The 12,751-nt window shown below is 58.5% G+C and carries 11 protein-coding genes and 1 tRNA gene; 3 read left to right on the forward strand and 9 right to left on the reverse strand.

The window, feature by feature from the left end; genetic code table 11:
- Positions 1-5: 5 nt before the first annotated feature.
- Positions 6-404 (reverse strand): hypothetical protein, encoded by a 399-nt coding sequence (locus DWZ01_RS02420; RefSeq protein WP_117847933.1) that lies wholly within the window; start codon positions 402-404, stop codon positions 6-8.
- Positions 404-721: a hypothetical protein gene (locus DWZ01_RS02425; protein ID WP_147332613.1), complete on the reverse strand. Its 318-nt coding sequence runs from the start codon at positions 719-721 to the stop codon at positions 404-406. Before DWZ01_RS02425 ends, DWZ01_RS02420 begins: the two co-directional genes overlap by 1 nt.
- A gap of 202 nt (positions 722-923) precedes the next feature.
- Between DWZ01_RS02425 and DWZ01_RS02430 the strand changes: the two genes are divergently transcribed.
- Complete coding sequence (locus DWZ01_RS02430; RefSeq protein WP_117847936.1) at positions 924-1,673, forward strand: HNH endonuclease; 750 nt, start codon at positions 924-926, stop codon at positions 1,671-1,673.
- Positions 1,674-1,693: 20 nt separating this feature from the next.
- Here DWZ01_RS02430 and DWZ01_RS02435 read toward each other — a convergent pair whose 3' ends face one another.
- The 4 genes from DWZ01_RS02435 to DWZ01_RS02450 all read right to left on the reverse strand — a co-directional run bounded on the left by DWZ01_RS02435 (position 1,694) and on the right by DWZ01_RS02450 (position 6,076).
- Entirely contained in the window at positions 1,694-2,605 is a 912-nt protein-coding gene (locus DWZ01_RS02435) for a restriction endonuclease (RefSeq protein WP_158556982.1), read from the reverse strand.
- A 29-nt stretch (positions 2,606-2,634) separates the two neighbouring features.
- Entirely contained in the window at positions 2,635-5,412 is a 2,778-nt protein-coding gene (locus tag DWZ01_RS10885; protein ID WP_117847940.1) for a DNA methyltransferase, read from the reverse strand.
- A 153-nt stretch (positions 5,413-5,565) separates the two neighbouring features.
- Positions 5,566-5,757, reverse strand: coding sequence for a hypothetical protein (locus DWZ01_RS02445; RefSeq protein ID WP_117847942.1), 192 nt, complete (start codon positions 5,755-5,757; stop codon positions 5,566-5,568).
- 243 nt (positions 5,758-6,000) lie between these two features.
- Positions 6,001-6,076: transfer RNA gene (locus DWZ01_RS02450), tRNA-Thr, on the reverse strand.
- 157 nt (positions 6,077-6,233) lie between these two features.
- Between DWZ01_RS02450 and DWZ01_RS02455 the strand changes: the two genes are divergently transcribed.
- A complete protein-coding gene (locus DWZ01_RS02455) occupies positions 6,234-6,716 on the forward strand; it encodes a PTS sugar transporter subunit IIB (protein ID WP_117772918.1) in 483 nt (160 codons plus the stop codon).
- A 326-nt stretch (positions 6,717-7,042) separates the two neighbouring features.
- On the opposite strand, the gene DWZ01_RS02460 is transcribed toward DWZ01_RS02455, so the two are convergent.
- A complete protein-coding gene (locus tag DWZ01_RS02460) occupies positions 7,043-8,095 on the reverse strand; it encodes an aldose epimerase family protein (protein WP_117847943.1) in 1,053 nt (350 codons plus the stop codon).
- A 206-nt stretch (positions 8,096-8,301) separates the two neighbouring features.
- On the opposite strand from DWZ01_RS02460, the gene DWZ01_RS02465 reads away from it, so the two are divergent.
- Complete coding sequence (locus DWZ01_RS02465) at positions 8,302-9,066, forward strand: DeoR/GlpR family DNA-binding transcription regulator (protein ID WP_233506158.1); 765 nt, start codon at positions 8,302-8,304, stop codon at positions 9,064-9,066.
- Between the two features lie 196 nt (positions 9,067-9,262).
- Here DWZ01_RS02465 and lacG read toward each other — a convergent pair whose 3' ends face one another.
- Entirely contained in the window at positions 9,263-10,684 is a 1,422-nt protein-coding gene (gene lacG / locus DWZ01_RS02470; protein ID WP_197032106.1) for a 6-phospho-beta-galactosidase, read from the reverse strand.
- Between the two features lie 75 nt (positions 10,685-10,759).
- Positions 10,760-12,538, reverse strand: coding sequence for a PTS lactose transporter subunit IIBC (locus DWZ01_RS02475; protein ID WP_117583551.1), 1,779 nt, complete (start codon positions 12,536-12,538; stop codon positions 10,760-10,762).
- Between the last annotated feature and the right edge of the window lie 213 nt (positions 12,539-12,751).

Consider the following 12,751-nt stretch of genomic DNA (forward strand, 5'->3'; position numbering starts at 1 on the left):
CGCGTTCACCGGACGTGCGTGTCGGCAGGCGGTGCGGAAACGTCGTTCTTCGAGCGGGTGTTCTCGAACGCCCAGACCCACCATCGCAGGCGGTCATCTGCCCCGTGAATGGGGTCCTCCCTGTGGTAGTGCTCCAGCATGAGCTGAGTGGTCCAGCCGCCGAAGCGCACCGTGTAGACCGCCGTCTGCGCGTCGTGGATGACCGCGCCGAAGGGGTCTATTCGAATGATTTGGTCGATCGTGAAGCCGCGGCCGTCCGGCCAGCAGACGCGGACAGGCACCGTCGTTCCGTCGGCGTTAGTGCGGGCGTAGACGTCTACGTACTGCTTATGGACGCGTCTGCCGGGCTTGTCGCCGTTGGCGCGAACGGTGATGCCGCCGCCGAAGTCCTTTGTGTGGCCCATCACCCGGGCATCACCGCCATGCCGCCACCGCGCTCGACGAACCAGTCGCCGTGCTCCCACCAGACCGTTTTGCGCTGCCTCGCGATGCAGACGTCGTAACGCACACAGAGGTTACCGAAGATGGCGCGGCCGAACTCCTGGCGGGCGTAGATGCTCTCAACCTTCCAACTGCGGCCGTCCGGCCAGTGGATGGTGACGGGATCGGACGGGCCGTGGTCGGGGTCGTCCGCGCCGTTGGCGTCCACGGGGATGTAGATGCGCTGTGCATCGGTGGGTATGCCGCAGGTTCCCGCAAGCGAGTGCTTTTTCATGATCATGCGCGTACCCCCGAACATCCGTTTGTATCTCACGGGCTTCATTGTCGAACGAATGTTCTTGATTGTAAAGCGAACGTGGTGTGGGGGTTCGGTGTGCGGTGTCCGGACGGAGGGGCATGGATGTATCGCGTGGAAAGCGCCCGCGATCCGGAAGACCCGCGTCTTGGTATCATTTTGCCATCCTTGGGGAAGGAAGAATGCCATGACTCAGCTCTATGAGATAGACGGGTACCACTATATAGTCGACCTGACGCCCTATTTCGTTCTCGGCGTGCTGGTCATAGCCCTGGTCTGTGCAATCGCGGTCCTGGTTCGCAGGATTCTGGCGAGCCCCTTTAGGTATCCCTACTACGTGGCCCGCTTCAATGTGTCTGGCAGGCGCAACGTGAGGATCGAGGACTACATCGACCGTCACCTGATGGACCCGGCCAGTTGGGACGCCATCGTCGCCCATAGGGCATACATCCAGAACTGGAAGCACGAGCAAGAAGAGTATCTGAAAACCTGCCGGCTCCGCAGCCGGCGCGAGCGTCAGTACGCCGAGGCGGTCGACGATGACAGGGCCTTTAGGTTCATCACCTGCCGCGACCAGACGAGGTACAAGCAGGCCAACTACGTGAAGACGTCCTACAAGGTGTCGATGGATGATTCCGAGCTTGACGTGAACTGGGAGTGGATCGTCGAGCGCCGCAGCCGCCTCGCCGCTATCAACGACGAGGCGACGCTCAGGGACTATCACGCCAAGAACCAGCGAAGGCTGATGACGAAGCAGCTGCGCGAGCAGATCGCCCGCCGGGACAACTACACCTGCCAGATATGCGGGAAATACATGCCGGACGGCGTGGGCCTGCACGTCGACCATATCGTGCCGGTCGCGAAGGGCGGCAAGACCGTTCCATCCAACCTGCAGGTGCTCTGCTCGAAATGCAACGGGCGGAAGGGCGCGCGGTAGCGGCGCGTTGCAGACACGCGCTATTCGTCGAAGAAATCGGTGTCAACGGCCTTGATCTCGTAGACCTGTCTCGTGCTCACGCCGACGCCGTAGTCGATCATGAGGCCGGCGAGCGCTGGGCCGTCGACGAGCACGACCGTCTGCCCCAGGAGGCCCTCAGCATATTTGCGGGCATCCTTGGAGAAGCGAGCCGTGGTGATGAAAAGGCCCTTCGATACGCCCTTTCCGGAAAGCGCCCCGACGAATGCCTGAACCTCCGGCCGTCCGACCGTCCTTTGTGGATCCCACCGCTTAGCCTGGTAGCAGATGGTTCCAAATCCGAGTCGGTCCTCACGGACGACGCCGTCTATCCCCTCGTCACCACTCTTTTTGGTGACGTCGGCACGGGAGTCCAGGCTCTCGCCGTAACCCATCGCCACGAGCAGCTTTCCGACCAGGTGCTCGAAGAAATACGGATCTTTTCCCATGATGATCGAAATGAGGTCGTCGGCGAGCGCGTCGCGAATCTCGCCGTAGGCAGACTCCATCGCCTCCTGAGGGGACTCCTGGTCCTCCAGCGTCGAAACGCCCTCGGGCTCTGAAGCGTTTTTTGCCTTGCTTGCGGCCTGATAGCCGTCTTTCCACTTCTTGAATGCCGTGCAGTTCTCATAGAGACCCTTGGCTGTAATGGGTCCGGGATAATCAGAGAGGTACGTCCTACCGGCATCGGTGATACGGTAGGTTCCCTTCTTCTCGCCGTATTCCAGAAGCTTAGCCTTCTCCAAATCGGTGATACCCCAGTACACGCGGTTGTAGAGTCTCGACTGGCCGCTCTTGAGACGCTCGGCCCGTTCGTCATCGGTCATGTCGAATTCGATCGCCACGGCATCCTGGAGGTCGGTGCCTGCCAGATATCCATCGACATGCGTCAGCGCTTCAAGGATGGGCCGCATGGTCTCATGCCATTTGGGCATCGTCATTGCTACTCACCGACCTTTTCGGCATAGAGATTGAACAGATGGGCAACGATCTTGTTTTCGTCGCCATTGAAGTCGACGCCATATGCCGACTCAACCGCCGCATCAAGCTCCGCATGCGCCTTCATAAGATCCGGAAAGAGGAATTCGTTGTCCGGATTGTACATGTCCGCAAGGGTCGCATCGGGGTGCTCTGCGCGGGCGTCTAGAACCTCCTGTGCGCAGGACTCGATATATCCGTGCTGTTCGGTCGAGGCATCAGGCCAGACGAAGTTGTTATAGACGATGGTGTTCGTATAACGATAATCACTCTTTAAACGGCCGGCGACCTGTCGCATCCAAGCGTTATGGAACTGGCTTTCTAGGATGCCGAATTCATAAAGACCGGCATTCGAAACCGAAAAAAGCATGTCTCCTGGGATCATCCCGTTGGTCACAAAGCCCATGGGAACGTACTTTCGGCGACCGGAAGAAACCTTGGGAACCGCGATATAACTCTTACCCTTGGGCGGACGCACCTCGTCGAAGAGCCATGGGGTTGCGGCTTTCTTCTGTGTTGTTGCCTTCTTTGATGCTAATCGAAATTCCCTTACGGCCTGGACGTGGCTGCGGACCAGCGGGAGCTTTGTCAGTACCGCCGGGTCGACGCCATCTAGCCAGATGCAGTAGCGCGGTATGCCGTTGATGTATTCGGCACCCATTGAAAATGGCTTGATATATGGGGCGGCATCTGGTTCGCGGCACAGCAGCTCGTCGCGTTCCTCCTGCGTGAGAAGAAGGTTTCCACCATCGGTCGGCTTACCACCCGCCATCATTGCAGGGACATCGCAAAGTGGCTTTGCCCTCCTTGAAACGAAAGCATCCGGTGCGGCTGCAAGATATGCGTTGATGCGTGTTACCTCACTCTTGCTGTCACTGCGATCGAATAAGTCTTTTTTAGTGCCATTAACCCGGGAGAAACCAACAATGACCACGTGCACATGAGCTTCGTCGGCGGCTTGGGAGTTCCATACGAAGGACTTGTGGGCGAAGTTAATATTGACCTTGTCTTCAAAAAGTGGTTTCCACAACGGTTCGACCTGCTGCCCCTGGCATATGGAGTTGGTTGATACGAACGCGCAGCGCGCCTGCGTCTCGCGCGTGTAGTCAGCCGCTTTGCGATACCAACAAGCCACGTAGTCGAGCACGCCGCCCGTTTTGCCAAATATGTCGGCGCGGTCGGCCTTTTGCTCCTCGTTGAGGTTCGAATACCCGATGAACGGCGGGTTTCCGAGGACATAGTCGACCTCGTCGGCCGGAACGACGTCGTTCCAATCGATGCGGAGGGCGTTGGCGTTGACGATGCCTTCATAGTCGGTAAGCGGCAGTTCCTGGTAGACACGTTGTGTCACCTTTGCCGTGTCGGCGTCTGCCTGCTTCTCGGCGATCCAGAGTGCCGTGCGGGCGACGCAGCAAGCGAAGTCCTCCAGCTCGATGCCGTGGAAGTTCCTCAGGCTCACGAGCACGTCGCGGTCTCCCGAGTCCTCGAAGCTGAACGATGCCTGATCGCCCTGAAGCTCGAAAAGTATGCGGTTCTCCAGCCGTCTCAGGCAGAGATAGCTTTCGGTGAGGAAGTTGCCGGAACCTGCGGCCGGGTCGAGGATGGAGATGCTGCCGATCTTCTTATGCAGGTCCTTGAGCGCACGGGTCCTCGCGCCGCCCGCGACGGGCTTGGCGCAGGCATCATCGAACTCGGCTTTGAGGCCGTCGAGAAAGAGCGGGTCTATGACCTTGTGGATGTTCTCGGGACTCGTGAAGTGCTGCCCGTTCGCGCGGCGGTGGTCGTGGGACAGCGCGCCCTCGAAGATGGAGCCGAAGACCGTGGGGCTCACGCCCGACCAATCAAACTCCTGGCACCCCTCGACGATGAGCGTATGGCGGAAGTTGTCGGACAGGGGCGGAATCTCCGTCTTCTCCCGGAAGAGGCCGCCGTTCATGTAGGGCAGTTTCTTCAGCCAGGACTCGGCGTACTTGTCGCGTTCCTCGTCCTTGGTGTCGAGCCAAACGAAAAGGTCCTTGAGGCCGCGCCTGAGATCGCCTGCCGAGAAGTGGGCGACGTAGTCGCGGAAAGCGTTGGGGGCCACGAGCCCCGAGTCCTCGCAGAACATGAGGAACATGAGACGCGTCATGAGCACAGAGAGCGCATGGTGATTCTCGGGCGTGTCGGGATCATCGAACGCCTCGGCGACCTGGTCATGGAGTTTCGACATGATCTTGCCGGCCTCGACGGAAACGGCGCGGGAGATCGTGGCTGGGGCCTCCGCCCCGCCCTTGAGGAACTGAATGGCCGCGAGGTTCTTGGGGAGCTCGGCGAGCGGCAACTTGAAAAGAGGCTCCCGGCATAGCGAGTCCCGCTCGCGGTCGAAGACCCAAAACTCGGCAAAATTGCAAGCGATGATGTAGCGCGGCTGTTGGGAGAGGGGCATGCCCTGAGCGTAGGCGTTGCCCTGCTTCGCGGGCGTCACCTTGCGGCTCTGGCGCGTCTCCTCCTTGGCGAGGTCGATTCCCAGCGACTTCTGTTCGACAAGGGCTTTGGCTGATGGTATGAAGACGTCGATATAGCCCTCATGCGTGCTCGCGTCGGTGGAGACGGGCTTTTCGAACTCGAGCCTCGAGACTGCATCCTCAACGCCCAGGACGTTCTGATAGAAGTCGATCCAGAACCGCTGGGTGTCCTGGTTCTCATTTCCCTTGTTCGCCCACCTGCTGGCGAATGACTCCGCGTCAGATTTTTTACCGGCCATCTGGCCTCCTTGTATCGAAATCCATCGCTTTCGATTGTAGGGGAGGGAAGTCCGGTGACTCACCTATATAGCTCAGTAATGAATAATTGTTGTGGGCGGATGGGGGCGAAAATATAAATTGCGCTTCAAAAGGTGCTTGTTGCCATTTTGGGTTTACTCATCTTGCCGGTCGGTCGTTGAACGTTCCATATCTTTGCGGATGAGGTCCTTGATGTACTGGTTGCGGTTCTCTTTGGCCTGGAAGTACGCCAGGACGTCGGCATCGGCCGGGAAGAACTTGACGTTGAAAGATTTGACGTTGGCCTTGCGGTACTTCTCGTTGGCTTTTGCCTGGGCCTCTGACATGACAGCTCTCCTCTAATCGAAGCTACTTCGTATAATTCTATTATTTGTGACGGCCCCGTACCTTGGACGCAAGATGTTCAAGGTACGGGGCCGTTAACTGATGAAGGTTACATGAAGATGGTTGGGGGTGAAAAAAACTTAGAAAAATATTTCACCCCTTTTTCACCCCTTTGCGGAGTGTCGCGGAGTCTAGAAAACAAAAAAGCTCAGAAGCAATTATGCTTCTGAGCTGCACTAATGCAATGGAGCCAGCGACCGGGCTCGAACCGGTGACCCCCGCTTTACGAGAGCGGTGCTCTACCAACTGAGCTACGCTGGCGGCCATGTGATGGCGCAACTGAGGCGTCAACGGCTGTCTATGATACGGGACATCGCAAATCCGCGCAAGTGTTCTGACGGCTTTTCTCACTTTAAATGCACTAATATTGGAGACGCGATGTCTTGCTCTTACGGGTCTCAAACAGAATGGGGCAGCGATGACTCAACCCAAGATTCTTCTCGCACGCATCGACGACCGTTTCATTTACGGACAAGACGTTGAGCTGTGGAACGAAGCCGTGGGTTCCAACCTTGTCCTAATCGTCAACGATGAGATCGCGGCAGATTCGCGCCAATGGGCACCCATGAGGGTGGCGGCGCCAGAAGGCGTTTGGACGCGGTTTTTCTCGGTGCAAAGGACCATCGACGTCATTCATACCGCAACGCCTCGCCAATTGATTCTGATCATGGTGGCCTCACCCTCCGATGCGCTCGCGCTGGTTAAGGGCGGTGTGCCGATCACCAAGATCAGCATTGGTCATATGCAGGCAGGGGAGGGCAAGCGTCCCGCAACGCCCGCAGTTGCCGTAGACGACACAGACGTCGCTGTTCTCAGAGAGCTGCAAAAGCTCGGCATAGAACTAGAAATCCGCTATCTCCCCAGTTCCGCCCCCGACCCCATCGGCAATCTGTTCAACTGATCCCTTGGGGACGGAGGAAAACGGATCATTTTGCCTTCGTAGGGGATCTGTGTGGCGCTGTCCGCCAAAACTATGCCGGTTTACTACGATGAATTGCTTATCGCCGAGCATGCCAAATTTGCAGAGAATAAAACCGCAGGTAGACGAGTTGCTAATTTTTTATAAACCAGCGCGTGGTCGGACATAGTGGGTTCATCGTAGTAATTCGGCATAGTTTTGTTATGTCACCAATTCGGTGGCATCGAAAAGAAGGATTTAGGCATGAAGCAGCGCCCGTCGGCGGTGGTGCCGGCGGGCGTTGCTGTGCGAGATGTCGCGTTGTGGGCCTAGTGCCTCATAAAGTGGTATTCGATCATATTGCTGTAGGGGTGACCCGGACCCACAATGCCCTGCGGGAACAGCGGCTGGTGCGGCGTGTCGGGGTACATCTCGGCCTCGAGGGCAAAGCCGGCGCCCCAGCCATAGTTGGCATCGTCCTTGGCGTGCTCGTCGCCCAGCCAGTTGCCGGTGTAGAGTTGCACGCCCGGGGCGGTGGTGTAGTAGTCCAGCTCACGACCGGTCCACATCTCCTCGACATGCATCGCGCGGCGCAGATTACGGCCGTACTGATAGCCATCGATGCACAGACAGTGATCGTAGCCACGGGCCTGCTTAATCTGCGGATCGTCGGCCTCCATGCCGGGAGCGACGGGACGCAGCTCGCGGAAGTCAAACGGCGTGCCCTCGACCGGAGCGATCTCGCCGGTGGGGATGTTCTGCTCGTTAATGGGCAGGTAATGGGTAGCGTTGGCGACAAAGAAGTGCTCGCAGTCCATGCCGGCGTTATGGCCGGCAAGGTTAAAGTACGTGTGGTTGGTCATGGACACGTAGGTGGCGCGGTCGCTCTCGCAGCCATACTCGACACGAAAGACGCCGGTGCGCGTCACGGTAAACACGGCCGTAAAGGTGCGGTTGCCGGGTAGGCCCAGCTCGCCATCCTCAAGCGAGGTGGTCATGCGCACGGCATTGTGGACCTCGTCGAGCTCAACATCCCATACGCGCTTGTGCAGGCCGTGCTCAAGATCGCTGTGCAGGTTGTTGACGCCTTCGTTGGCCGGCAAATGCCAGTCCGTGCCGTCGATGGTGATTGTGGCGCCCGCGGTGCGGTTTGCCACGGGGCCGATGGTCGCGCCAAAGCAGGCGGGGTTGTCAAAGTAATCCTCGAGCTTATCGAAGCCCAGCACCACATCGCGCACGTTGCCGGGAATGTCGGGCACATCGATACCCAGCACGGTGGCGCCATAGTCCATAATGCGAACGCAGATCTCGGGCCCGTTGAGGGTGTAACGATGAACGGGGGTACCGCACGGCGCGGTGCCGAAAAGCTCGGAAGTGATCATTTGGTTCCTAACATCGAGGTATTTCCGACAAACTGTAGCGCGAACAGGCGAGATTATCACTACACCCCACTAAAGTAGGGGGTATTTTTCTCAAAAAAGTGATGATTGGAGCTGTGCGGGCGTTCATTTTTGACGCGCACGAGTCTGATACAATTTGTTCGTTACTGTTTGAATGATATGTGCGCAAAGAACGGCGAGGATTCATCGTGATTAAGGCAGAGCGACAGGATAGGGTTCGTCAGCTGCTCGAAGAGCAGGGCACGGTCTCGGTTAAGGAGATCTCAGATGCGTTAGGCGTCTCGGACATGACGATCCGCCGCGACCTTGAGGAACTTGCGAGCCTGGGCGAGATTGAGCGCGTGCACGGCGGAGCCCGCAGTGCACAGGGCCGTCCCCACGCTATGCTACGCCATGAGTATTCGCACAGCGAAAAGCGCACCAAGCATGCCGAGGAAAAGCTGCAGATCGCGCGCCGCGCCGTGGAGCTTATCGAGGAGGGCTCGACCATCTTTTTGGGTACGGGCACTACGGTTGAGCAGATGGCCTCGATGCTGCCGGCGTGCCGCCTGCGCATTGTGACCAATTCGCTTTCGGTGTTTAACCTGCTCGAGGCGCGCGAAGACTGCGACCTGTGTCTCGTGGGCGGTATGTACCGTCGCCGCACCGCCGCTTTTGTGGGACCAACGGCCGAGGATACCCTGCGTGCGCTGGGCATCGATGCGGCGTTTATCGGCGCCAACGGCATTCTGGATGGCGACGTGTCTACGTCCAACATGGACGAGGGCCGTATCCAGCAGCTCGCCTTTAGCAAGGCCGACTCGCGCTATCTGATCGCCGACTCCAGCAAGATCGGCAAGCGCGACTTCTACACCTTCTGTCGTCTGGATAATTTGGACGCCGTGGTGTGCGAGCCGAGTATCGCCGCCGAGGATCGCGCCGCCATCGAGGAACACACGCAGGTCATCTGCTAGCTTAGGTATTACAGATCTAGATATTTCGAACCGGGTGCCCCCGTTCATCTCAATCTGTAACAATTGGGGCCGAAAATCCCTGCTAGATGTTACAAATCGAGACAAACGGCCTGCTCGGGTCGAGCCAAAACAAAAAAGCCGCATGCGAACCCGTGGAGGGATTCGCATGCGGCCGACAGGGGGTATGCGGCTTGAATTAGGCCATGAGCAGGCCGGTCTCCGCGACGTTCTTGTACCAGTACGCGCTCGCCTTGGGATAGCGCTTCTGGGTCTCGAAGTCGATGTAGAACAGGCCGTAGCGCTTGTTGTAGCCGTTGGTCCAGGAGAACTGGTCCTGCAGCGACCACACAAAGTAACCGTCGACGTTTACGCCGCCGTCGATTGCCTTGAGGATCCATGCGAGATGCTGGCGCATGTAGTCGATGCGAGGGGCGTCGTCGATAAAGCCGTCCTCGAAGTCGTCCTTATAGCCCATGCCGTTCTCGGTGATGTAGATCTTCTTGTAGTTGGGGTAATCGTTCTTAATGCGGAGCAGCAGGTCGTAGAGGCCCTCGGGATAGATGATCCAGTCCCAATCGGTGGTGGGTACGCCTTCGCGCACGCATGACTCGCCCACGCCCTTGAGGAACCAGCGCGAGGAGCCCTTGTCGCCAGTGCCATTGTGGTTGATGTCGTTTTCGCCCTCGGCGGCACGCAGGAACTGGCACTTGTAGGTGTTGACGCCCAGGCAATCGTTGTAGGGGAGCGCGGCGGTCAGCGCGGCGATGTCCTCGTCGCGGACGTCGAGCTCGCCGCCGGCGATATGGGCCAGCTTGGTCGCGGCCTCCATGGTGTCGGCTGCATAGTGGCCGCGGAAGGTGGCGTCGAGTACCCAGCGGTTGTTGATGACGTCGGCCATACGAGCCGCCTCGCAGTCGGCAGCGCTGTTGGGATCGAGGGGATACTTGGGCTCCAGGTTCTGGACAATGCCGATCTCGCCCTCAAAGCCGCCCTCATGGAAGGCGACGACAGCCTTGGCGTGGGCCACCATCATGTTGTGCATGAGCTGGAAGGCCTTGTCCAGGCGGTACTTCTCGCCGTGCGGCCAGTTGCCGACGATAAAGCTGCCCTCGGCGGTTGCGGGAATCTCGTTAAAGGTAAACCAGTGCTTGACCTCGGTGAACTCGGCAAAGCAGAACTTGGCGTACTCGACGAAGGCGTCGATGGTCGTGCGCGTCAGGAAACCCTCGCCGCCGTTCTGGTAAAAGGCCTCGGGCGTATCGAAGTGATCGAGCGTGACATAGGGGATAACGCCAGCTTTGTTGCAGGTGGCGAAAAGCTCGTGATAGAAAGCGACACCCTCGGGGTTAATCTCGCCGGTGCCACTGGGGAAGATGCGGCTCCAAGCGATGGAGACGCGAATGCCGTTAATGCCGAAGCGCTGGCACAAGTCGATATCGACCGGATATTTGTTGTAGAAGTCGCTTGCGGGGTCGGGGGAGAAGCGACCCTGAGCAGCCAGGAAATCGTCCCAGGGCACTTTGCCCTTGCCGTGCGTGCGGGTCTCACCCTCAACCTGGTAAGCGGCGGTGGCGCCGCCAAACACAAAGCCGTCGGGGAACTGCATGGGGTTGGTCATGAGTCATCCTTTCTGTGGGATACGAATAGGGAGAGGTGCCCGAACTGGGGATCCGGGCACCAACAGAGGGAGGAACTAGTCGAGGTTCTCGCGGAGCCACTTGATGGCGCCAGCGGGGTCGCGAGTAAGGTCGATATATTCCTTACCGCGCGGGGCGAGCAGCTTAATGCCCAGACGATCGGTGTCGGCCTTCATGTCGTTGTAGTAGCTACGGACCTGCGGGGCAAGCACGATAACGTCGTACTGATCCATGATGGCAGTGTGCTGGCCATAGGCGCCTGCGGAGGAAGCGATGTTCTCTCCGGTCTGCGCGGCACCTTCCTTGATGGCGTTGGCAAGCATGGCAGAGGTGCCGGCGCCGGCGCACAGGACGAGGACCTTCAGACCGTCGACATCCTTCTTAGCGGATGCATCGGCAGCGGGCTCGGGCTGATCGGCGACAGGCTTGCTGTCAGCGGCAGCGGCGGTCGGCTCGACGGCAGCGGTGGCCTGCTCGACAGCGGGCGCAGAGGTGCTGGCGGCGATGGTGGCAGCACCATCGGACTCGAGACCCAGCTCGGCGGCGCGCTCGGCTTCCTGGTCGCAGAGCAGCTTATCGTATGCCTTCAAGAACGGCAGGTAGATGATGGCGTCCAGCAAGATGATGATCGCGACAAATACCAGGGCGATAAGCTGGAAGTTCGTGGTGATGAAGATGCCGATGGGGGCAGGGGTAGCCCAAGGCACCACGAAGGAGAAGCCGTTCATGCCCACGTTGTCGATAAAGAACTTGGCAACACTTACGTTGACGCAGCCGGCGGCAACAAAGGGGATGAGCATGTAGGGGTTGAGGATCATGGGCGCGCCAAAGAGCAGCGGTTCGTTGACGGCGAAGGCAACAGGAACAATCGAGGCCTTACCGACGGCTTTGAGCTGCTTGGACTTCATAAAGAGAATCAGCAGAAGCGGAACGATGAACGTGGCGCCGGTGCCGCCGAACTCACCCACGAGCGACATGTTAAAGGTGAGGGAGTGGGCGGGGTGGCCACCGGCCAGCAGAACCTGCAGGTTCTCGGCCTGGTTGGCAAGACGGATGGGGTCGATGCCCGGCTGGACAATCGAAGGGCCGTGGACACCGATGAACCAGAAGAACGCGGTGGCTGCCTGAATAAGGATGAGTCCGGGGTAGGTCTCTGCCGCAGTGAAGAGCGGGGAGAGCAGTTTGATAAGCAGCTCGGAGAACGGAACGCCCATGAGGTTGCGCACAACCACATCGATGATGCCGCAAATGATGACAGCGCCACCGAAGGGGATGATGTCGCGGAAGTTCTGTGCGATGGCGCCCGGAACCTCCTTGGGCAGCTTAATGGTCAGATCGCGCGAGACGCAGAACTTATAGACCCACACGGTAATGAACGCGGCGATATAGGCCGAGAACAGACCGCGCGTACCCATGCTGGTGCAATCGAAGACCGAAAGCTCGGAGCCGTTGAACTTGGTGGTGAACTGCGTAACAGCGAGCAGCAGCATGCTGCACTGGGCGGCAACCATGGTGGAGCCGTCGTTGAGCACCTTGCCGGCGGGCATGCGACGGTTCATGGAAGCCGTAAAGTTCTTGGCGGTGGTGCCGGCAACCATGATGCCCATGACGCCCATGGTGAAGTTGTACAGCTTGTTGCACCAGTCGATGAGCGGCTGGGGCAACGTGATTCCAACTACGCCGGGAAGGGTGGCGATTAGCAGAAAGATCGAAGAGGTAAGGACGATGGGCATGCACCCAAGGAATCCGTCTTTGATGGCCTGGAGGTAGATGTTTCTCGAGATCTTCTCGAAGAACGGTTGATGCTTTTCGAGCATCTTTACGATGGCGTCCATAGAGCTCCTTTGCTACTTGATGCGCGATGCATGTGGATGGAACTGGTCGTCGATGGATGGTCAGGACTGCCCGGAAACCTTCCTGCTTAAGGAAGGCATTGCGAAATGACAACGTTGTCATTTCGTTAATGACAACGTAAGACATTTTTGGAAGAGCAACAAGGATATACGGGTGAGCGGTCGATATTGTCCGGTAAACGGTTGATTTGTCAG

The sequence above is a fragment of the Collinsella sp. AF28-5AC genome, assembly GCF_003457875.1.
In the GTDB taxonomy this organism is placed as follows: domain Bacteria; phylum Actinomycetota; class Coriobacteriia; order Coriobacteriales; family Coriobacteriaceae; genus Collinsella.

Coding starts and splice junctions, on each gene's coding strand:
- DWZ01_RS02420 (WP_117847933.1), bottom strand. CDS start 404: ATGGGCCACACAAAGGACTTCGGCGGCGGCATCACCGTTCGCGCCAAC.
- DWZ01_RS02425 (WP_147332613.1), bottom strand. CDS start 721: ATGATCATGAAAAAGCACTCGCTTGCGGGAACCTGCGGCATACCCACC.
- DWZ01_RS02430 (WP_117847936.1), top strand. CDS start 924: ATGACTCAGCTCTATGAGATAGACGGGTACCACTATATAGTCGACCTG.
- DWZ01_RS02435 (WP_158556982.1), bottom strand. CDS start 2,605: ATGCGGCCCATCCTTGAAGCGCTGACGCATGTCGATGGATATCTGGCA.
- DWZ01_RS10885 (WP_117847940.1), bottom strand. CDS start 5,412: ATGGCCGGTAAAAAATCTGACGCGGAGTCATTCGCCAGCAGGTGGGCG.
- DWZ01_RS02445 (WP_117847942.1), bottom strand. CDS start 5,757: ATGTCAGAGGCCCAGGCAAAAGCCAACGAGAAGTACCGCAAGGCCAAC.
- DWZ01_RS02455 (WP_117772918.1), top strand. CDS start 6,234: ATGACTCAACCCAAGATTCTTCTCGCACGCATCGACGACCGTTTCATT.
- DWZ01_RS02460 (WP_117847943.1), bottom strand. CDS start 8,095: ATGATCACTTCCGAGCTTTTCGGCACCGCGCCGTGCGGTACCCCCGTT.
- lacG (WP_197032106.1), bottom strand. CDS start 10,684: ATGACCAACCCCATGCAGTTCCCCGACGGCTTTGTGTTTGGCGGCGCC.
- DWZ01_RS02475 (WP_117583551.1), bottom strand. CDS start 12,538: ATGGACGCCATCGTAAAGATGCTCGAAAAGCATCAACCGTTCTTCGAG.